Below are 21,314 nucleotides of genomic sequence, written 5' to 3'. Positions count from 1 at the left end.
GGAAGTGCAGCAATGTACGGAGCTGACTGATACTAATCGGTCGAGGGCTTAACCAGACGGTATAGGAGCAGGAGAGAGTTGTTGTGGCTTGGCAGTTCAATATGTGGTTTTGAAGGTATGTGTGAAACAAGGATCACCTGGAAAGGTGGTCTTTTTTTATTCCGCCGCTTCAGAGAAAAAACGGCTGACTTTATATGGTGGGATCCAAACTTTCTTCTTGAAGAAACAGCTGTACTCATGTATAATTGATACGTTGCCCGAAACTGTCTGCCTGTGAAAAATACAGGAGAAATGCGGGCAAAATACGAATAGAAATCTGAGTACAGGCGAGAGCGTGTCAGAATGTACCCAGAGCGCACATGGAGGAAATGCATGGAGAAAAAGAAACGATCTTTTCAAATGCCCCATACCTATATCATTATTTTTGGGGTGATCCTGGTGGCTGCGATTTTAACGCTGTTTATTCCGCTGGGACAGTATGACACAAAGGAGATCACTTATACAGTCAATGGCGAGGAAAAAACCCGTACCGTGGTAGATCCCGACAGTTTCCGGTATGTACTGGATGAAAATGGAAATAAAGTGACACAGGCAGCCCCTATCTTCGGAACCGAGAGTGTAGGCGGTCGGGGAGGTATCTTAAATTATGTATTTGAGGGCCTTACCGTAGGAGATCAGACCTCTGGAGCAGTAGGAATCATTGCCTTTATCCTCGTAGTAGGCGGCGCGTTCGGTATTGTTCTGCGGACGGGAGCCATTGAAAGTGGAATTATGAGGGTTATTGATCTGACCAATGGTAAGGAAATACTGCTTATTCCTATTCTGATTACACTGTTTTCTCTTGGTGGCGCTGTGTTTGGAATGGGGGAAGAGGCGATTCCGTTTGTTATGATCCTTGTTCCCATGTTTATTGCCATGGGATACGACGCAGTAGTCGGCATTATGTGCAGCTATGTGGCAACCCAGATTGGTTTTGGAAGTTCCTGGCAGAATCCCTTTGGCCTGGCAGTTGCTCAGGGAATCGCAGGCGTTCCCGTAATGTCCGGCGCCTGGTTCCGAATCCCTCTGTGGATCTTTTTTACAGGTCTTACGATTGCATTTACCATGCGTTATGCTGCAAAAGTAAAGAAGAATCCGAAATCGTCGGTTGCCTATGATTCAGACCAGGAGTATCGGGATGAATTTGCCAAACGGGGCAGAGAAGAGCTTCCGTTTACCCTGGGGCATAAGCTGGTTATCCTGGATGTATTTTTGTGTATTGTCTGGACTATTTGGGGCGTGGTGGAAAAGGGTTACTACATTCCGGAAATTGCCTCCCAGTTCTTTGTAATGGGTCTGGCAGCCGGTATTATCGGTGTACTGTTCCAGTTAAATGATATGAAATTAAACGATATCCCACGCTCCTTTGACCGAGGAGCAGCCGATCTTTTAGGGGCGGCTCTCTGTGTGGGGATGGCTCAGGGGATTATCATTATACTGGGAGGTACTGATCCTGCAAGCGGGACGGTGCTAAATACCATTCTTCACACCATCAGCGACGGTATGAAGAACTTCCCGCCGATGCTGTCTGCATGGTTTATGTATCTGTTCCAGTCAGTATTTAATTTCTTTGTGGTTTCTGGCTCCGGCCAGGCGGCTCTTACAATGCCTATCATGGCGCCGTTGGCTGATCTGGTAGGGGTGGAGCGCCAGGTAGCCGTCCTTGCGTTCCAGCTGGGAGACGCCTTTACCAACTTTATTGTACCTACCTCAGGATGCCTTTTAGGTGCTTTGGCAGCTGCCAAGTTAGAATGGGGGCAGTGGGCTAAGTTCCAGATCCGTTTTCAGGCGCTGCTCATTGTCTGCGGCTCTGCGGCTGTGATCCTGGGCGTGCTGGTAGGACTGTCATAAATGTTAAAAGGGGAAGGGAGAGGTTATGGTGGAACTGCTGATTATCGTTGTTCAGGAACAGGATTTTCCAAGGCTGTCCAGCGCATTCACTCACAACCATGTGCTGGCTACCAAATTTTGCACAGAAGGCTTGTATCTGAATAAGAAGAATATTACCCTGATGGTGTGTATTCCAAAGGAACGGGAGGAAGAGATCCTGAATTATATTCGCTCCAGCTGCACGGAACGGGAGGAAGAACGCCAGGTCAGTGAGTTCAATGGCATGACTATGGTGGATGTGACAAAGAGCGTTAAGGTTGGGGGCGCAACGGTCTTTTTCATGGACGTAGACCGGATGAATAAGTATTAAATAAGGATAAAAGATGCTCTCTTTCGGGGCCATGGCAGTTGAATCAAAGAAAGGTCATGGATGGGAAGAGAGCATTTTTACAATATATAAGTTGTAAAAACAACATAAAGAGGATAAGATCATGGATGATGAGCTTTGCTATGTGAAAAAATCTCCGCTGTTTTATGGGATTGGACAGGAGGAGCTGTATACGCTTTTAAAATGCTGCGGAGAAGAACGGGAGACGTTTGAGACTGGGGAGAGGATCTTTCGGATGGGAGAAGCGGTGGATCGTGTGATGATTCTGTTAAAGGGAGGTGCCGTGGTAGAAAAAGAAGATTTCTGGGGAAGGGGAGAGATGCTGTATGAACTGGAAGAGGGGGATATATTTGGTGAGGTCTACGCCTGTGCCCGGACTCCGGTGCTCCCGGTCAGCGTGACGGCTTCCGGGGCGTGTGAGGCAATGTTTTTAGACTATCAGCGAATTCTGACCTTTTGCTCGATGGCCTGCGCCTTCCATACCCGGCTGCTCCACAATCTGCTCCGCCTGGTGTCGGATCAGAATATAAGGCTGACAGAACAGATCGAGCATATTTCCAGAAGGAATACCAGACAAAAGCTATTGTCCTTTTTGTCGTCTGAGGCCATCCGCCGCGGACGGGCAAGCTTTGACATTTCACTGAGCCGGCAGGAACTGGCAGATTATCTGAGCGTGGATCGCAGCGCCATGTCCAGTGAACTGGGGAAGCTCAAGAAAGAGGGAATCCTGGATTTTCAGAAAAATCATTTTACATTGATACAGGATTTTAACAGATAAAAACTTTACAGAGTCCATAGGCCGTGATAAGATGGAGTTGGATTTTGTCAAATAATAGAATAATTTGTGTAAAGGATGGGAAAATTCGTATGGATCTGTCATTTTCGTTTTTCTGGCACCAGGTCCTTGCCAGTCCGGCTCTTCTGATCACGGTCATACTGACACTGTGCGTGATCTTCGTAAATGGATGGACGGATGCGCCAAACGCCATTGCTACCTGTGTTTCTACCCGGTCAATGGATGTAGACCTGGCCATTATCATGGCGGCGGTGTGTAATTTTGCCGGCGTTCTGGTGATGACGCTGATTAACTCCACAGTAGCTATGACCATTACCAATATGGTAAATTTCGGGGGAGATAATTCCCTGGCGTTGATCGCTCTCTGTGCAGCTCTTTTTGCTATTGTAGTGTGGGCGGTGCTGGCCTGGTACTTCGGTATCCCCACAAGTGAGAGCCATGCCCTGATCGCAGGACTTTCCGGCGCAGCGATCGCCATGCAGGGCGGTATCCAGGGAATCAACGGCGACGAATGGATCAAGGTAATTTATGGCCTGGGACTGTCCACGGTTCTGGGTTTTGTAATGGGTTTTGCTACCTGTAAGCTGGTATCGATCCTCTGCAGGGGGATGGACCGGCGCAGGACGGACGGGTTCTTCCGCATAGCCCAGATCGGAGGAGCGGCAGCGATGGCTTTTATGCACGGAGCGCAGGACGGTCAGAAATTCCTGGGGGTACTGCTTCTTGGGATTTGTCTGGCAGGAGGAAGCGACAGTGCGGCAGGAGTGGATCTGCCTATATGGATGATGCTCCTGTGTTCGGTGGTTATGGGCGTAGGAACCTCGGTAGGAGGCAAAAAGATTATCAAATCCGTAGGAATGGATATGGTAAAGCTGGAGAAGTATCAGGGCTTTTCCGCTGACCTGGCAGGAGCATTTTGCCTGCTGCTTTCTTCCGTATTCGGCATTCCGGTGAGCACGACCCATACAAAGACCACAGCGATCATGGGTGTGGGAGCAGTAAAGCGGCTGTCTGCCATTAACTTTCAGGTGGTGAAGGAAATGCTGCTTACCTGGGTACTTACATTTCCGGGCTGCGGTGCCATTGGGTTTTTAATGGCAAAGCTGTTTATGGTGGTATTTCAGTAGATAAGGGCCGAAATGGCCGGTAAAAAAAGGAGAAAGCCATGTCGAAGAAGAGCGATAACTTTTATTTTAAAAACTTTGTTGCCTGTGCGGAGTATGGGGAGGAGGCTTCCCAGATGCTCCACAAGAACTTAAGCGAGTTTGATGTAACCAGCCTGTCAGAACGCCTGGATCAGATCCATGGCATTGAACACGCTGCAGATCAGAAGAAGCATGAGATGCTGGCAGCGCTGGTAAAGGAGTTTATTACGCCCATTGAACGGGAGGATATTATTCTGATCAGCGAGGCGATTGATGATGTGACGGACAAGATCGAGGATGTTATGATCCGGCTTTATATCAATAACATCAAGTCTATCCGTCCGGACGCTCTGGAGTTTACCAAGCTGATCACCCGCTGCTGCAAGACGTTAAATAAGCTGGTGGACGAGTTTAAGAATTTCAAAAAATCAAAGAAGCTTTATGGCCTTATGGTGGAGATTCACACATTGGAAGGTGAAGGCGACCGTCTGTTCATCGAAGCAATGCGTCGGCTTCACACGGAGGTTTCTGATCCTCTTGAGGTTATTGCATGGAGAGAAATCTACATTTATCTGGAACAATGCTGTGATGCCTGTGAACGTACTGCGAATGCGGTAGAACAGGTAATGATGAAGAATACCTGATATATTAAAAATGGTTTGAATCCGGAAACAGGAGAATACCCCGGCAGCTGCTGCAGGATGCAGTGCTGCCGGGGTATTTTTATGCAGTGATTTTACAGGTAAACTAAAAAATATAGTAAACCGACAAAAAGAAAATGGTGGAAAACAAGAAGTATAAAAAGGTGATTGTAAATATCATACAAAAATCAATGGTTATTATTGTATAAAATATAAGAAAAAATGGTTAAAAAGAAAAAAGTGTTGACATATAACATCAAAAATACTATACTCAAGCCATAGGTAAACCAATTTACTAAAGGCAACAAATACAGATATATTGTATAGTATGTGGTAAACAGGGAAAATTTGAGGTAAACAAATGTGGATTGATTCCGGGAGAATGGATCGGGAAAGGATGAGAAAGAGGATGACAGGGATTATTGTGACGGGCCATGGACATTTTCCCACAGGGCTTTTAAGCGCCGTAAGTCTGGTGGCAGGAAAACCAGAGAAGGTGGAGGCGGTTGATTTCACCGAAGGTATGAGTTCCGATGAACTGAAAGGGAAACTTAAGGAGGCGGCAGCACGTCTGGGTGAGAAGGAGATCCTGATTCTGGCAGACCTGATGGGGGGAACGCCGTTTAATATGGCGGCGGCCCTTAAGCTGGAAGAGACAGAGCAGACTTTTGCAGTGGCATCCGGTGTGAATATGCCTGCTTTGGTGGAAGGTGTATTTTCAAGAGCTATGTATGGCTCTTTGGACGGGCTGGCGGCAGCTGTAATAAAGGCGGGACATGATGGCCTTTTAAGCCTGAAAGAGCTGAAAACGGAAGCAGATGAGGAAGCGCCTTTGTTCGAGGATGGGCTGTAGGCGTCAAAAGAGGAGGATTCAGGTGACAAAGAGGATACAGATCGAACCGGTAAAGAACCGGGAGCATTTTCTTAATATGCCTTTTTTGACAAAGAAGGAGGCGGAGGCGGCTATGGACCGGGTGGTAAGGCAGACGGAGCTGAATATGGACTATTTCGGCACACGTTTTCCCTGGCCTGCAGCCAAGAAAGGTACATACGAGATCATTGATAATATAGAGTGGACCGATGGCTTCTGGACTGGTCTTTTATGGATGTGCTATGAGTACACAAAAGAGGAGAAGTTCAGAGCAAGGGCAGAGGAAAACATGGCTTCTTTTTTAAACCGTGTGGAAAAACGTATTGAACTGGATCACCACGATCTGGGCTTTCTCTATATGCCGTCCTGCGTGGCCGGTTATAAGCTGACCGGTTCTGAGACGGGAAAGCGGGCCGGACTGCTGGCAGCCGACAAGCTGATGGAACGATTTCAGGAAAAGGGCGGATTTATCCAGGCCTGGGGACCGCTGGGAGCAAAGGATAATTATCGGCTGATCATTGACTGCCTGTTAAATATCCCGCTGCTTTACTGGGCTGCCGAGATCACGGGAGATATAAAATACCGGAATGCGGCAAAGCGCCATTATGAGACAGCCTGTTCCTATGTGATCCGGGAGGATGCTTCGGCGTACCATACCTTTTACTTTGACCCGGAGACGGGAGCGCCCTTAAAGGGTGTGACCCGGCAGGGCTACAGCGATGATTCCGCCTGGGCCAGAGGACAGGCCTGGGGTATCAGCGGAATACCATTAAACTACCGCTATACAAAGGACGAAGACGCATTTCATCTCTTTAAGGGCATGACAAATTATTTCTTAAACCGTTTGCCGGAGGACGATATTTGCTACTGGGATTTGATTTTCGGCGACGGATCCGGCCAGTCCAGAGATTCCTCCGCTGCCGCGGTAGCTGTGTGCGGAATCCATGAGATGATGAAGTATCTGCCGGAGACCGATGAGGAAAAGGAAACCTACCGCAGAGCTATGCATGGAATTCTGCGTTCTCTGATCCATGGCTATGTAAATCCGGATCGGCATCCGGGAGCACCCATTCTGCTTCACGGCGTATATTCCTGGCATTCCGGTAAAGGCGTGGATGAGGGAAATATATGGGGCGATTATTTTTATATGGAAGCATTGCTGCGGTTTTATAAGGACTGGCAGTTATATTGGTAATATTTTACATAATGGAGGATAAAACAATGGCAGAACCAAATATCGTAGCTTTTCGCATTGATGAGCGTCTGATCCACGGACAGGGGCAGCTCTGGATTAAGGCTTTGGGAGTAAATACAGTGATCGTGGCAGATGATGGGGCAAGCGAGGATCCCATGCAGCAGATGCTTATGAAGGCCGTAGTGCCAAAGACCATCGCCATGCGCTTCTTCTCTGTTCAGCATACCTGTGACGTGATCATGAAGGCATCTCCCAAACAGACCATTTTTATTGTGTGCAAGACGCCGGAGGATGCGCTGCGCCTGGTAAAGGGCGGCGTTCCTGTAAAGGAGATTAATGTGGGAAATATCCACCATGCTCCGGGAAAAGAGGAAGTGAGCAAATATATTGCTCTGGGCCAGGAGGATAAGGCCGCTTTAAGAGAACTGCGCGACTGTTACGGAATCACATTCAACACAAGAGCGACTGCCTCCGGGGACGACGGCTCCGGGAAGGCAGATCTGAATAAGTATTTATAAAATGAGGTACAGGAGGGTAAAAAGGTGACTATTTCAATTACACAATGTATTCTGATCGGTCTGTGGACCGCATTCTGTCTGACGGGTATGCTGTATGGCATCTATACCAACCGGTGTCTGATCATGTCGGCCGGTGTGGGACTGATTCTGGGGGATCTTCCCACGGGACTGGCCATGGGAGCTGTGGGGGAACTTGCATTTATGGGATTCGGCGTATCTCAGGGAGGATCCGTTCCGCCAAACCCAATGGGCCCAGGCATCGTGGGAACCATCATGGCCATCACAATGAAGGACTCCGGCATTGACACAGGCTCCGCTCTGGCGCTGTCCTTCCCGTTTGCGGTTGCGTTCCAGTTTGTGATCACTGCAACCTATACTTTTGCGACCACACTGACCGGTATGGCTTACAAGGCTCTGGACCGGAAGGATTTCAGAGGATTTCGCCTGGCTGCTAATGCTACGGTTTGCATCTTCGCGCTGGTGGGGTTTGTGATCGGTTTCGGAGGCGCCTTCAGCGCAGAAGGGCTTCAGAAGGTCATCGCCCTGATCCCGGAATGGCTCAGCACCGGTCTGGGAATGGCAGGAAAGATGCTCCCCGCCATCGGCTTTGCCATGATATTAAATGTAATGGCTAAGAAGGAGCTGATTCCCTTTGTGCTCCTGGGTTACATCGCCATTGCTTATATGAAGCTGCCTGTCATGGGCGTAGCGGTGCTGGGAACAGCCATTGCGCTGCTGGTGTTTTTCAACGCAGGCAGGAAGGGTGAAGATTCAGTAGAAGAAGTGGAGGTTGAGTTTGAAGATGGGATCTAATCGTTTGGAAAAGAAAGATTATTTAAAAACGTCTCTGCGTTCCTTTTTCCTGCAGAACGGCTTTAACTATGGGAACTATCAGGGCCTTGGCTACGCAAACGTAATGTATCCGGCTCTGCGCAAGCTGTATAAGGATGATGATGACAAGCTTCAGGAGGCTTTGCGGGAGAACATCGAGTTTTTTAACACTAATATCCATTTTCTCCCATTTATTACAAGCCTTCATCTGGTAATGCTGGAAAACAAGACTCCTTCCAAGGAGATCCGCAATATCAAGATGGCTCTGATGGGGCCTCTGGCCGGTATCGGTGATTCTCTGGCTCAGTTCTGTCTGGCGCCGCTCTTTGCAACCATCGGCGCTTCTCTGGCTCAGGAAGGCCTGATTATGGGCCCCATCCTGTTCTTTCTGGGAATGAACCTGGTGCTTTTGGCGTTAAAGATCGCCAACGGTATGTGGGGATATAAGGTGGGAACCAGTATCATCGCCAGCTTAAGCAGCCGTATGGAACAGATCTCCAGCGTGGCAAGCATGATCGGCGTGACGGTAATTTCCGGCCTGGCTGTCAACTTTGTAAAGATCACCACACCTATCCAATATGTGGCCCAGATGCCGGATAACCAGCAGAAAGTAGTAGCGATTCAGGATATGATCGACGCCATTGCGCCGAATTTACTGCCTGTAATATTTACCGGCCTGATCTTCTACCTGATCAAGGTGAAGAAATGGACGACCTACAGATTAGTAGTTTTAACGATCATCGTGGGAGTTGTATTATCCTGTTTCCATGTGATCGCATAGCATGAAATGAAACAAGGGGAGATTTTATCAGGGGGAGACGCGTCCGGCGGCTCCCCCGTTGGTGCGTAAAAAGGAGGATATAAATGACTGAGGAGAGAAAAAAGCGCCTTTTGGCTGTAATGGAGTGGGCCGGGGATTATGTAAGGGATTTTGACCGGGATTTTGCGGCGCAGTATATGAGAGAGCGGGTTCCGGAGGAAAAGGAGCGTTTGCTGGCACGGGCAGAAGAGCTGATGGAGCAGAGCTTTGTGTTTACGGATCCCTGGGATATGGAGCCGTGCGGGGAGCTCTATCGGCTGGAGACTATGGAGTGGCAGAAAAGCCCCAACGGGGATCCTGAATGGGTGTATATGCTGAACCGTCACGATTACCTGCACAAGCTTATGATGGCATTTTACCTGACTGGAAATACAGATTATACAGACCGGCTGAAATGGTATCTGTTCCACTGGATCGATCATAATCCCATATGGCCGGAGGGATCAGAAAGCACCCGAACCATTGACACGGGGATCCGGTGCATGAACTGGCAGGATCTGATGCTCCATCTGACTGGAAATGGAATGGTAACGGTCGAGGAACTGGATGCCCTGCTTGTCAGCATGAAAGCCCAGTTTGAAAATATGCGGAGCCGTTATATCGGAAAGTATACCTTAAGCAACTGGGGAGTGCTCCAGACTGCGGCGATCTGCCAGGGATATCAGCTGTTTGGGGCGTGCCTGAGAGAGGAAAGCAGAGCCTTAAAGCGCGGGACTGAGGAGCAATGGGCCTGGAAGGAGCTTAAGACACAGCTGGAGCTGCAGGTTCTGGAGGACGGATCTCATTGGGAACAGTCCATCATGTATCATATAGAGGTGCTTCTTGCCTGTATGCGTCTGCTCAGGTGGAAGGAATGGGACATGGGCTGGGGGAATGAGACAGACTGGGCCTGGCTTACGGATACGGTGGAACGGATGAGCCTGTATGTTCTTTACTGCGCAGGACCGGATCATATGCAGCCGGTTCAGTGCGACAGCGACCGGACAGATATCCGGGATATTATGGTAAGGGCAGCAGTGCTTACGGGCAAGGGAGTGTTCCGTTTTGGGGGATATGACAGAGCTGATCTGGAAAGCCTGTGGATATTTGGGAGAAAAGGCGCAGAGCGGTATGAGAAGATAAGGGCTGAGGTTCCGGCTGCTCTGAATTATCATGCTCAGGATACGGGTAATATCTATATTCGGAGCAGCTGGAGAGAGGATGCGGACTACACCTGTCTGGCCTGCGGACCGCAGGGAAGCGGGCATGGTCATGGGGATCTGACCCATATTTCCCTATACTACCGGGGAAAACCTTTCCTGGTGGACAGCGGTCGGTATTCCTACCGGGAGGATGAGCCTCTTCGGATGGCTCTTAAAGCGCCCCAGGCGCATAATGTCTGCGTGATTGATGATGGTTCTGTGATCTGTCCGGACGGATCATGGAGCTATCATTCCTATGGGGATTGCTTTAAGACGTATTTCAGGGAGCGGGAGGGGATTTCTTACAGTGAGATGGCTTACCGGGGAAGGCTAAAGAGCGGAGAAGGTTGTCTGGCGGTACGAAAGGTGATGACAGCCGGATCCGGGATCTGGCTGGTAGTCAATGATATCTGGTGTGACGGGGCACATTGGGTAAAGGAATATTATCACCTGGATCCGCAGATAACTGTAAGGCAGCAGGGGGATGAGACTATCCTTTTCAGGGACGGGCTGTGTCTGAAGGCCGCCGGATCACAGCAGGAGACGGGGGCAGAGGGAGAAGAAAAGCCGGCCATGTTTTCCCTCCGCTCCCACATGATCTCGGATACGTATAACTGTCTGTCGGACAGCCTGTGCATGGTAAAAGAGGGGAAGTTTACAGACCGGTTTGTAAGCAGCACGGCTTTTTATGGAGAAACAGTGCGGATATGGGAACCGCCGGTTTACCAGTTTGGAAGGAGAGAACCTGTATCCGACGGACGTGTGACGGCAAGAACCTTCCGGCTGTCAGAGGATGAGACCTGGACCTTCCTGGTGTGGAACCGTGAGACGTACCGCGGGGGGAAAATGTATGAATGCGAAGGGATTCCGGTGTATGGGAAAGCGGGGGCGATTCACAGCCTGGGAGAAGAAAAGACCTGGATACGGCTGAGAAACTAAGGGGGAAAGATACAGAAAAATTAAGGGGTAAAACATTTCACAACCAGTTTTTTTATGGTATAGTAGAGTATGAGTTTGGAATAGAGATTGGAATGGATATAAAATGAAAAAACTGACTATAAATGAAATTGCAGAGAAGGCAGGCGTTTCCAAGACAACCGTGTCTTTCTACTTAAACGGAAAGGCCAACAAGATGTCCGGGGAAACCCAGCAGAGGATCCAGCAGATCATTGATGAAACTGGATATGAACCCAGTGCGGCAGCCAGAGCCATGAAGGCAAAAAGCAGCGGCCTGATCGGCGTGATTCTGCGGGATACGGCGGACGCTTACTGTGCCAGAGCGTTAAAGGGGATGGAGGAAGCGGCATCTGCAGCGGGCTGTCAGGTGTTGGTGGGAAACAGCGGCTATACCTTTAAAAATGAGAAAGAGTATGTGGAGCGGATGTTAAAGGCCGGGGCAGAGGGATTTATCATTCAGGGAACCTACCGTTTCGGGATGCTGGCCGGAGAACTTGAAAAAAAACACAAGCCTATTATCTATCTGGAAGCAAAGCCCTACGATTTTAAGGGGCGGTATGTAAAAGGGAATAATTATGACTGTGTCTATCAGGTAATCACAGACTGCATCAAAAAGGGGTATGAGGACTTTCTTATGATATCGGACGGCGAAGGCAGTATGGGAACGGCTTTTGAAAATACGGCAGGATACCGGGATGCCTTGCAGGATGCGGGAATAGACGGCCGGACGCTCTATTTCCAGCCAGGAGTGCGCTCTGCTCAGATCTTTGAAGCTTTAAAGGAGGAACTGGACCTAAGCCGCAGAACCTTTGTGTATGTGGCTGCCGCAGAACTTTTAAAGGCCGTGTTTCAGGCTCTGCGCTCTCTGCCGGACTATGAAACCCTGTTTTTGCAGCAGATAGGCCTTATGGGCTTTGACCCGGAAGGCTGGACCCGCATGACAACTCCTCCGGTTTCTGCCATTATCCCGCCGGCTTTCGAGGAAGGAAAACGGGCAATGGAAGAGCTTTTGGAGGTGCTCAACGGCAGAAAAAGGGAGACGGAAGTAGTATTTAGAAATATAGTAAAATGGAGGGGGACGACGGTCTGAGGACGTAAATGCCCCATATATACCCTCATCCAGTGCACATCTATTCACTGTCTGACGGCAGAAAAACATGAAAAACGCTTTCCATACGCTGTGTCATATACATACAGCCTGGAAAGCGTTTTTTATGCAAAACAGGAATTGTCGATGCGTCCTGTTTGCCTGTTATCAGTTATTCATGTTCTTCTCTGTCTTAAGTTCAGCCATCTTCATGGCACGAACCTTTAAGGGCAGGCCAAACAGCGTGATAAATCCGTCGGCATCATGGTGGTCATAAAGATCGCCGGTGGTGAAGGAAGCCAGGGATTCGCTGTATAAGGAATAAGGAGAGGTGGTTCCGGCCTTGATGATGTTGCCCTTATAGAGCTTGAACTTTACTTCGCCGGTAACATACTCCTGAGTGGACTCTACAAAAGCCTGAACTGCCTCGCGCAGAGGGGTGAACCATTTTCCTTCGTATACGATCTGAGCCATGCGGTTGCCCATATCTTTCTTTACATCCATGGTAGCGCGGTCGAGAACCAGTTCCTCTAACTGCCTGTGAGCCTCCATCAGGATGGTTCCGCCGGGAGTCTCATAAACACCGCGGGACTTCATGCCTACTACACGGTTTTCTACGATATCTACAATACCGATGCCGTGCTTTCCTCCCAGTTCGTTTAACTTGCGGATGATGTCAGAAACCTTCATCTGTGTGCCGTTGATGCTGGTGGGAACACCTTTTTCAAAGGTCATGGTCACATATTCGCCCTGATCCGGAGCCTCCTCAGGAGTAACGCCTAAAACCAGCATATTTGCAAAGTTAGGCTCTAAGGAAGGATCCTCTAACTCCAGTCCTTCATGGCTGATATGCCAGATATTGCAGTCGCGGCTGTAGCTGTGGCTGTGGTCAAAGGGAAGATCAATGCCGTGCTGCTTGCAGTATTCGATCTCATCCTCACGGGACTGCATTTTCCATACATCGGTCATACGCCAGGGAGCAATGATCTTGATATCAGGAGCCAGAGCCTTGATGGATAACTCGAAACGGATCTGGTCATTTCCCTTGCCGGTAGCGCCGTGGCAGATGGCAACTGCGCCTTCCTTGCGGGCGATGTCCACCAGACGTTTTGCGATGGCGGGCCGTGCTATAGAGGTTCCTAAGAGGTACTTGTTCTCGTAGACCGCGTCTGCCTTTACGCAGGGCATAATGTAATTGTCACAGAAATCATCTACCAGATCTTCAATATATAACTTGGAAGCGCCGGAAAGCTTTGCTCTCTCCTCCAGGCCGTCTAACTCCTTGCCTTGTCCGCAGTCGATACAGCAGCAGATTACATCGTATCCAAAATTTTCCTTTAACCAGGGAATGATAGCGGTGGTGTCCAGACCGCCGGAATAAGCTAAAACTACTTTCTCTTTCATGGTCATTTCCTCCAAAAAACTGTATTCAATAAGCTTTCATAAATATACAACACAATCCGGGAAAAAGCAAGTATAAAAATAAAAATTTTAAAAAATGTTGCATATTATGCACTATAGTTGTATAATTATGAAATCAAATCCCCAAGGGGAAATAAAAAAAAGAGGGGAATCCTCTTTTCTTTTGAGAAAAACCTCACTATAATGAGGGCATACAGGCACTTTCTTGTGATAAAGCGGTAAAACAAAGGGAAAAGCAAGAGACGCCGGGATGTTTAAATATGAATGGCTTTCACAGGGCAGGCCCATTGGAGGCAGCAAAAGCCCAGAGCGCTGCAGTATGAGGAAAAGGAGAGTATGAATATGATCAGGGCAGGAATCATCGGATCTACAGGATATGCGGGAGGGGAGCTTGCAAGGCTGCTGCTCCAGAGAGAGGATGTGGAGGTAAAGTGGTACGGATCAAGAAGCTATATTGATAAGAAGTATGCCTCCATCTATCAGAATATGTTCAAGCTGACAGATGCGGATTGTATGGATGACAATATGAAGGAACTGGCAGAGCAGGTGGATGTGGTATTTACCGCTACTCCTCAGGGCCTTTGCTCTGCCCTCGTAAATGAAGAGATTCTTTCCAAGGTAAAGATCATCGACCTAAGCGCAGATTTCCGCATCAAGGATGTGGAGGTTTATAAGCAGTGGTATAAGTTAGAACACGGCTCGCCGGAATATATTAAGGAAGCAGTCTACGGACTGCCGGAGATCAACCGGGCGAAGCTTCAGAGGGCAAGGCTGATCGCCAATCCGGGCTGTTTTCCAACCTGTTCCTTTTTGTCTGTCTATCCTCTGGTAAAAGAGGGCATCATTGATCCCAATACGCTGATCATTGACGCCAAGTCAGGTACCTCAGGCGCAGGCAGAGGAGCAAAGACAGACAGTCTGTTCTGCGAGGTCAATGAAAATATCAAGGCCTATGGCGTAGGTGTTCACCGCCATACCCCGGAGATTGAGGAGCAGTTATCCAGGGCGGCAGGTAGGCCGGTAACGATCAGCTTTACCCCTCATCTGATTCCCATGAACCGTGGGATTCTGGTGACAGCTTACGCTTCTCTTGCAAAGGATGTGACGGAGGAGGAAGTAAGGGCCGCTTATGAGAAATATTATAAGGATGAATATTTCGTGCGCCTTTTGGATAACGGCGTATTTCCACAGACCCGATGGGTGGAGGGAAGCAACTTTGCAGATGTGAATTTTAAAATTGATCTGAGAACAAAACGGGTGGTGATGATGGGAGCCATCGACAATATGGTAAAGGGGGCGGCAGGTCAGGCCATTCAGAATATGAACCTGATGTTCGGGCTGCCGGAAAACACAGGCTTAAAGCAGGTACCGTTATTCCCATAGGGGAAGAAAGAGACAGGAGGGAGCAGCGTCAATGGCAGGAACAATGGATATCCTTATCCGTGAGATGATCATAGAGGATTATGATCAGGTGTACCATCTGTGGACTGAGATCCGGGGTTTCGGCATCCGAAGCATAGATGATTCAAAAGAGGGGGTAAAACGTTTTCTTAAGCGCAATCCCACCACCAGCGTGGTAGCGGTACAGAACGGGCGTATCATTGGAAATATTCTCTGCGGCCATGACGGGAGAACAGGCTGTTTCTATCATGTCTGTGTGGATCCTGACTATCGCAAGCATGGGATTGGCTATAGGATGGTACGGGCGGCCATACACGCTCTTCAGAGAGAAGGCGTCAGCAAGATCAGCCTCATCGCATTTAAGAGCAATGAGCTTGGAAATGCCTTCTGGCAGGGTATCGGCTGGACGGAGCGGGAAGACATTAACATCTATGAATTTATACTAAATGAGGAAAATATCACACGATTTGTCAAATAGAGGAGGAAAAAGCATTATGTATGAAGTGATCCAGGGCGGAGTTACCGCCGCAAAAGGCTTTATGGCAGCATCCACAGCAGCAGGGATCAAGTATAAGAACCGTCCCGATATGGCCATGATTTACAGCACGGTTCCCTGCAGGGCAGCAGGAACCTTTACCACCAACCTTGTAAAAGCGGCTCCTGTAAAATGGGATAAAAACCAGGTGACAGGCGGGGCCGATGCTCAGGCTGTGATCGTAAACGCAGGCATCGCAAACGCCTGTACAGGAAAAGAGGGAATGGACTACTGCGCCCGGACGGCAGCAGCAGCGGCAGAATCCCTGGATATTAAGGCAGACAGCGTTTTGGTTGCTTCCACCGGCGTGATCGGGATGCAGCTTCCCATGGATCGCATTGAGGCCGGCATCCGCGCCATGGCCCCGGAGCTTAAAGGAAGCCTGGAGAGCGGCACAAAGGCATCAAAGGCCATTATGACAACAGATACGAAGCATAAAGAGGCGGCGGTTCAGGTGGTTCTTGGCGGTATGCCTGTTACCATCGGAGGTATGTGCAAGGGCTCCGGAATGATCCACCCAAATATGTGCACTATGTTAAGCTTTATCACAACGGATGCGGCCATTTCCAAGGAACTTCTTCAGGAGGCTTTAAGCGAGGATATCAAGGATACCTATAATATGATTTCTGTAGACGGGGACACCTCTACCAACGATACGGTTCTTCTGCTGGCTAACGGTCTCGCAGGAAATCCTGAAATCACGGAGAAAAATGAGGATTACAAAGCTTTCTGCGAGGCTCTTAATTATATCAACGAAACCCTGGCAAAAAAGATGGCTGGGGATGGAGAGGGATGTACGGCTCTTTTTGAGGTAAAGATTAAGGGGGCCCAGACAAAGGAGCAGGCAAAGATTCTGGCAAAATCCGTGATTACCTCCAGTCTGACCAAGGCGGCTGTTTTCGGCCATGATGCCAACTGGGGCCGTATTCTCTGCGCCATGGGCTATTCCGGCGCGGACTTTGATCCGGAACAGGTAGATCTGTATTTTGAAAGCGCTGCAGGAAAGCTGCAGATCATAAAAGACGGAGTGGCTGTGGAGTACAGTGAGGAGCAGGCGACAAAGATCCTCTCTCAGCAGGAAGTCACCGCCATTGCTGATATCAAGATGGGAACGGCAGAGGCTGTAGCCTGGGGCTGTGATTTGACCTTTGACTATGTAAAGATCAACGCCGACTACCGGTCATAGGACAGCAGCAGGGAGACAGCCTGTATATAAAACCGATTCAGGGAGGAAATGAAAAATGAATCTTGAACCCATGCAAAAGGCGGCCGTTTTAATCGAGGCCCTTCCATATATCCAGCGTTTCAACCGCAAGATCGTGGTGATTAAATACGGCGGAAGCGCCATGATAGACGAGGAATTAAAGAAAAAAGTGATCCAGGACGTAGCGCTTTTAAAGCTGGTAGGCTTTAAGCCCATTATCGTCCACGGCGGCGGAAAGGAGATCAGCCGCTGGGTGGGGAAGGTGGGAATGGAACCCCATTTCATCAACGGCCTGCGGGTTACGGATGAGCCTACCATGGAGATTGCGGAAATGGTATTAAATAAAGTGAACAAGAGCCTGGTGCAGCTGGTCAATGAGCTTGGCATCAAGGCTGTGGGAATCAGCGGCAAGGACGGCATGATGCTAAAATGCCATAAAAAATACTCCGGCGGTCAGGATATCGGCTATGTAGGCGAGATCGATCAGGTAGACCCGGAACTGATTCATGAACTTCTGGAAAAGGATTTCCTGCCCATTATCTGCCCCATTGCCTATGACGATCATTTCCAGAGCTACAATATCAATGCCGATGACGCGGCCTGCGCCATTGCAAGGGCGGTAAAGGCGGAAAAGCTGGCATTTCTGACGGATGTGGAAGGCGTTTACAGGGATTTTGAGGACAAGGATTCCCTGATCTCTGAAATGGAGGTAGAGGAGGCTCAGGAGTTCGTGGACAGCGGAAGTCTGGGAGGAGGTATGCTTCCGAAGCTTCAAAACTGCATTGATGCCATCAAAAACGGCGTTTCCAGAGTTCATATCCTGGACGGCCGGATCCCGCACTGCCTGCTGCTGGAGATCTTTACCGACAAGGGAATCGGAACTGCCATCTATAATTCAAAGGAAGATGAGAGGTATTATCATGGCTGATGAAACAAGGATTTGCAGGGCGGAACAGGTTCTGTATAAAACATATAACAGGTTTCCTGTGGTATTTGACCATGGAAAGGGAGTAAAGCTTTGGGACAGCGAAGGAAAGGAGTATCTGGATTTCGGCGCCGGGATCGCGGTGATGGGCTTAGGATACGGAGATGAGGAATATACACAGGCTGTAAAGGCCCAGCTTGATAAGCTGACTCATATTTCTAATTTATTTTACAATGAGCCTTCCATTGAGGCAGGGGAGAAGCTGCTGAAGGTATCGGGGATGGACAGGGTGTTCTTTACAAACAGCGGAACAGAGGCCGTTGAAGGAGCGTTAAAGATTGCCAGACGGTATCATTATAACAAGCTTCATGAGACAATGGGCGACGGCTGTGACGGCTGCGAGGAGCTGCAGATCGATACCACCGGTGAGATTATTGCCATGAATCACGCCTTCCATGGCCGCAGTTTGGGAGCCTTATCTGTAACTGGCAATGCCCATTATCGGCTGCCGTTTGCACCTTTGATTCCGGGAATCCGTTTTGCGGATTTCAATGACCTGGAAAGCGTAAAGGCCCAGATCACAGACAAAACCTGCGCTGTCATCATGGAGACGATTCAGGGAGAGGGAGGAATTTATCCGGCAGAGGAAGCGTTTTTAAAGGGAGTGCGCGCCCTCTGTGACGAATATGATCTGCTGCTGATTCTGGATGAGATTCAGTGCGGGATGGGGCGCACCGGGGAAATGTTTGCATGGCAGCATTACGGTGTAAAGCCCGATGTGATGACGGTGGCAAAGGCGCTTGGAAACGGCGTTCCCATCGGGGCTTTCTTAGCCTGCGGCAAGGCGGCCACGGCTATGGTTCCGGGAGACCACGGCACCACCTATGGCGGAAATCCTCTGGTAACTGCGGCAGCAGGGGCGGTGCTTGATATCTTTGAAAAGAGGCACATTACGGATCATGTAAGAGAGGTGGGAGCGTATCTCTATGAAAAGTTAGAGGGGCTGTCTGCAAAGTATAAGGTGATCTGTGGCCACAGAGGGCGGGGACTGATCCAGGGGCTGGAACTTACCGTGCCGGCCGGCTCTGTTGTTTCAAAGGCTTTGTTAGAAGAAAAGCTGGTGCTTATCAGCGCGGGCAGCCATATCATCCGGTTCGTTCCGCCGCTCATCATCCAGCCGTCGGATGTGGATGAAATGGCCGAACGGCTGGAGCGGGTGCTGGCAAATATATAAATAAAATTATGGTAACTGTTCAAGGCAGCGGGAAAACAGGTACAAAGACAGGCATATAAGCGGGCTTAACGCCTGTTTTTGTACCTGTTTTCCCATCGGAGGAACCTTCTGAGGTGTTGCGTTCCAGTTTGAAATGTGCATAAAAATGTTGATCGGAAATAGATTTTTTGCTATAATATTTATAAATGTAACTGCATAAAGGGGGGACAAAACATTATGACTTCTTCCATCTGCAGGCAGGCGGTGCGATACTATGATGGTTTAGCGCTGCAGTTTTGCCGGACTCAAATATATAAAATAATTCAGGCGTTCCCGTGTTCGCAGCAGACTGCAAAGATGGGAGCGCCTGTTTGTCTAAAAAAGACAAAAAACAGGCTGTACGTTGGAACGCCGAGATAAAAAGTAAAATAAAAATAAGGGAGTGTTTATTATGGGATTTCTAGGATTTTTTCAAAAGAAGGACAAAGAAAATACCGCGCTGCCAAAAACAGATACAGAGCGGTGGATTACAGGCACTTACGCCATGTGGTCTGAATATGCTGATGGAGACTGGCATTATTTTGCGGGTTCTAAAGAAAAAAATAAGAAAGAAGGAGCCTCCATGCGTGTTATGCTCCGCCGGGATTGGGAGGTGACAGATAAAAACTCTCTTTTGGATATGGTACTCTGGCTTACCTCATCTTATAAAGAAAAAGACTCCTGCACAGATGAAGAGATTGCATGGGGCGCATGGGATTTATGCCGCGCGTGCCAGATCCTTGGGATGGGCTTTATCGGCGGTTATATCGGACGCGAGGAAATGATGGAAAAATCAATGGAAGTCGGACAGCTCATGCAAGCTCTCTATCATTCGTGGACAGAACTGTATGACAGCTATTTAAAAGGCTATAGGGAATGGAGAAGGAAACAGGGAGACGGATGGCAGAAGGATATTGCCGAGCGAGAGGCGCTGTGCTTTAGGCTGAGAAATGATCTGAACGGCCCCTGCTCTTTGCCATGGGAACTGGATCTTAAGTAAAAAGTAGAAAATTATGATTTACAGGCATATCTGGAACATATGGGGATTTTTCAGTCTCTACAGGCTCCCTGGCCTGCTGTAAACGATATTACTAAAGACTTAAATATTGAAAAGCGTAAAACGAATGTGGTAAATTCAATCCGGTATCAATACTCAGCGCTTTGTGATGCAGCTTCGACATTAAGCTCAAGTGAGCCCCAGGTGCTGCGGTCAGAAGCAGAAAAAAGGAATTTTTAGAACAATTAACGAAACAATTATCTTCAGTCGATTTTAGTACAGTTGAATTAAAGGGCTTTGGAAATTTACGGAGCAGATTAAATTACAGGCCGAGTGGCTGTTGTAAACTTTAACGGAAAGTATTATGCGCTCTGTTTTGATACGATTGAGTATGATGGTAAATGGTATAGTCTCGAATTAGCCGGAAATCTTTCAGCGGTACTGGGAATTGAAACGGCAGCAGCCGGCACACTCTTTCTTAACGTGGATGATATGAAACTGGAAGAATTAAAGAAGATGATTGTTCCGCTGGAATAGCAGAATGTTTGATTAGTGCTCTGTATAGTCTCATTAACTGGCGGCGGCTTTGGGATCGTTTTTTCAATGCCGCCGCTTTTTTTGTTCTGCTTATGGCGGCTGTCCTGATTCCAGTTTATTTGTTTTATGAGCAGCAGCCATTTGATTCCTATTTTTTCTTGGACTTTTTAGAGCCCTTTTCTCCTTTTTTAGATGACTTTTTAGTCTTAGAGCCTTTTTTGGCTTTAGAGGCTTTGGGCGGGGCTGCAGTTTCTTTGTTTTCAGAGCTGGAGGCCTGGGGGGTCTGGGGGACAGAAACGGCGGTCGGATCGGGCGCCGGGATGTTCACGTTGGGCCTGTGTGCCGCTGCATCTGCTGTGAGCAAAGCGGTGTTGGCTGTGAGTGCGTCTGCTGGCGCGGCCTCTTCTGGCGTATATTCTACAATGTCCTCGATCCGGCAGTTTAAGATCCGGCAGAGTGTCTCCAGGGTATGAGTGGAAACGTGCATATTTTTCTTCATCCGGCCGATCTGTCCGGCACTGAAACCGTGCAGCTTGATCAGCTTATACTGGGTCATACCCCGATCTGTCATGGTAGCCCATAAACGGTCATATTGAATCATTGACCAATTCCTCCTTAAACAGTATGTTATCAATAAACGGATTATATCATAATATGGATATCAGTACAAGTGGATACAGATGAAACGACAGAATGGGGAATTAAAAATAGTCCATGACAAACCCAGGGCACAATGTTATAA

The 21,314-nt window shown here is 48.7% G+C and carries 21 protein-coding genes; 19 read left to right on the top strand and 2 right to left on the bottom strand.

Annotation, left to right across the window (positions count from 1 at the left end):
* The first annotated feature begins 372 nt into the window (after window positions 1-372).
* The 12 genes from yfcC to HW447_RS12645 all read left to right on the top strand — a co-directional run bounded on the left by yfcC (window position 373) and on the right by HW447_RS12645 (window position 12,302).
* Window positions 373-1,890, top strand: coding sequence for a putative basic amino acid antiporter YfcC (gene yfcC, locus HW447_RS12700; protein WP_176255635.1), 1,518 nt, complete (start codon window positions 373-375; stop codon window positions 1,888-1,890).
* Between the two features lie 25 nt (window positions 1,891-1,915).
* Window positions 1,916-2,239: a cyclic-di-AMP receptor gene (locus HW447_RS12695; protein WP_176255634.1), complete on the top strand. Its 324-nt coding sequence runs from the start codon at window positions 1,916-1,918 to the stop codon at window positions 2,237-2,239.
* Between the two features lie 121 nt (window positions 2,240-2,360).
* Window positions 2,361-3,035, top strand: coding sequence for a Crp/Fnr family transcriptional regulator (locus tag HW447_RS12690; RefSeq protein WP_176255633.1), 675 nt, complete (start codon window positions 2,361-2,363; stop codon window positions 3,033-3,035).
* 89 nt (window positions 3,036-3,124) lie between these two features.
* Window positions 3,125-4,180 carry an inorganic phosphate transporter gene (locus tag HW447_RS12685; RefSeq protein WP_176255632.1) on the top strand — a complete coding sequence of 352 codons (1,056 nt, stop codon included), beginning with the start codon at window positions 3,125-3,127 and terminating at the stop codon, window positions 4,178-4,180.
* 38 nt (window positions 4,181-4,218) lie between these two features.
* Window positions 4,219-4,842 carry a DUF47 domain-containing protein gene (locus HW447_RS12680; protein WP_176255631.1) on the top strand — a complete coding sequence of 208 codons (624 nt, stop codon included), beginning with the start codon at window positions 4,219-4,221 and terminating at the stop codon, window positions 4,840-4,842.
* 406 nt (window positions 4,843-5,248) lie between these two features.
* The gene (locus HW447_RS12675; RefSeq protein ID WP_176255630.1) at window positions 5,249-5,692 is read left to right on the top strand and encodes a PTS sugar transporter subunit IIA; all 444 of its coding nucleotides are present in this window, start codon (window positions 5,249-5,251) and stop codon (window positions 5,690-5,692) included.
* A 76-nt stretch (window positions 5,693-5,768) separates the two neighbouring features.
* Entirely contained in the window at window positions 5,769-6,905 is a 1,137-nt protein-coding gene (locus HW447_RS12670) for a glycoside hydrolase family 88 protein (RefSeq protein WP_334296807.1), read from the top strand.
* 26 nt (window positions 6,906-6,931) lie between these two features.
* Window positions 6,932-7,423: a PTS sugar transporter subunit IIB gene (locus HW447_RS12665; RefSeq protein WP_176255628.1), complete on the top strand. Its 492-nt coding sequence runs from the start codon at window positions 6,932-6,934 to the stop codon at window positions 7,421-7,423.
* Between the two features lie 24 nt (window positions 7,424-7,447).
* On the top strand, window positions 7,448-8,236 hold the full coding sequence (locus tag HW447_RS12660) for a PTS mannose/fructose/sorbose/N-acetylgalactosamine transporter subunit IIC (protein ID WP_176255627.1): 789 nt from the start codon (window positions 7,448-7,450) through the stop codon (window positions 8,234-8,236).
* Window positions 8,226-9,035 (top strand): PTS system mannose/fructose/sorbose family transporter subunit IID, encoded by an 810-nt coding sequence (locus HW447_RS12655; RefSeq protein ID WP_176255626.1) that lies wholly within the window; start codon window positions 8,226-8,228, stop codon window positions 9,033-9,035. Before HW447_RS12660 ends, HW447_RS12655 begins: the two co-directional genes overlap by 11 nt.
* Window positions 9,036-9,118: 83 nt before the next feature.
* Complete coding sequence (locus tag HW447_RS12650) at window positions 9,119-11,194, top strand: heparinase II/III family protein (protein WP_176255625.1); 2,076 nt, start codon at window positions 9,119-9,121, stop codon at window positions 11,192-11,194.
* A gap of 103 nt (window positions 11,195-11,297) precedes the next feature.
* Complete coding sequence (locus HW447_RS12645) at window positions 11,298-12,302, top strand: LacI family DNA-binding transcriptional regulator (RefSeq protein ID WP_176255624.1); 1,005 nt, start codon at window positions 11,298-11,300, stop codon at window positions 12,300-12,302.
* Window positions 12,303-12,467: 165 nt separating this feature from the next.
* On the opposite strand, the gene HW447_RS12640 is transcribed toward HW447_RS12645, so the two are convergent.
* Window positions 12,468-13,703 carry an argininosuccinate synthase gene (locus HW447_RS12640; protein ID WP_176255623.1) on the bottom strand — a complete coding sequence of 412 codons (1,236 nt, stop codon included), beginning with the start codon at window positions 13,701-13,703 and terminating at the stop codon, window positions 12,468-12,470.
* Window positions 13,704-14,063: 360 nt separating this feature from the next.
* On the opposite strand from HW447_RS12640, the gene argC reads away from it, so the two are divergent.
* The 7 genes from argC (at window position 14,064) to HW447_RS12605 (ending at window position 20,572) form a co-directional block, all read left to right on the top strand.
* Entirely contained in the window at window positions 14,064-15,104 is a 1,041-nt protein-coding gene (gene argC / locus HW447_RS12635) for an N-acetyl-gamma-glutamyl-phosphate reductase (RefSeq protein ID WP_176255622.1), read from the top strand.
* 31 nt (window positions 15,105-15,135) lie between these two features.
* Window positions 15,136-15,600: a GNAT family N-acetyltransferase gene (locus HW447_RS12630; protein WP_176255621.1), complete on the top strand. Its 465-nt coding sequence runs from the start codon at window positions 15,136-15,138 to the stop codon at window positions 15,598-15,600.
* A 16-nt stretch (window positions 15,601-15,616) separates the two neighbouring features.
* Window positions 15,617-16,843, top strand: a complete 1,227-nt coding sequence (argJ, locus tag HW447_RS12625) for a bifunctional glutamate N-acetyltransferase/amino-acid acetyltransferase ArgJ (RefSeq protein ID WP_176255620.1) — start codon at window positions 15,617-15,619, stop codon at window positions 16,841-16,843.
* 55 nt (window positions 16,844-16,898) lie between these two features.
* Window positions 16,899-17,789: an acetylglutamate kinase gene (argB, locus tag HW447_RS12620; protein WP_176255619.1), complete on the top strand. Its 891-nt coding sequence runs from the start codon at window positions 16,899-16,901 to the stop codon at window positions 17,787-17,789.
* Window positions 17,782-19,020, top strand: a complete 1,239-nt coding sequence (locus HW447_RS12615) for an aspartate aminotransferase family protein (RefSeq protein ID WP_176255618.1) — start codon at window positions 17,782-17,784, stop codon at window positions 19,018-19,020. The genes argB and HW447_RS12615 overlap by 8 nt, the downstream gene beginning before the upstream one ends.
* 430 nt (window positions 19,021-19,450) lie before the next feature.
* Window positions 19,451-20,038, top strand: coding sequence for a DUF1266 domain-containing protein (locus HW447_RS12610; RefSeq protein ID WP_176255617.1), 588 nt, complete (start codon window positions 19,451-19,453; stop codon window positions 20,036-20,038).
* Between the two features lie 330 nt (window positions 20,039-20,368).
* Complete coding sequence (locus HW447_RS12605; RefSeq protein WP_176255616.1) at window positions 20,369-20,572, top strand: hypothetical protein; 204 nt, start codon at window positions 20,369-20,371, stop codon at window positions 20,570-20,572.
* Between the two features lie 148 nt (window positions 20,573-20,720).
* Here the strand turns inward: HW447_RS12605 and HW447_RS12600 are convergent, their stop codons facing one another.
* Window positions 20,721-21,173 carry a helix-turn-helix domain-containing protein gene (locus HW447_RS12600; protein WP_176255615.1) on the bottom strand — a complete coding sequence of 151 codons (453 nt, stop codon included), beginning with the start codon at window positions 21,171-21,173 and terminating at the stop codon, window positions 20,721-20,723.
* Window positions 21,174-21,314 lie beyond the last annotated feature (141 nt).

The sequence above is a fragment of the Enterocloster alcoholdehydrogenati genome, assembly GCF_013282095.1.
Lineage (GTDB): Bacteria > Bacillota > Clostridia > Lachnospirales > Lachnospiraceae > Enterocloster > Enterocloster alcoholdehydrogenati.
The sequence above is the reverse complement of the archived record's forward strand: the minus strand, read 5'-3'. Positions and strand labels throughout refer to the sequence as shown.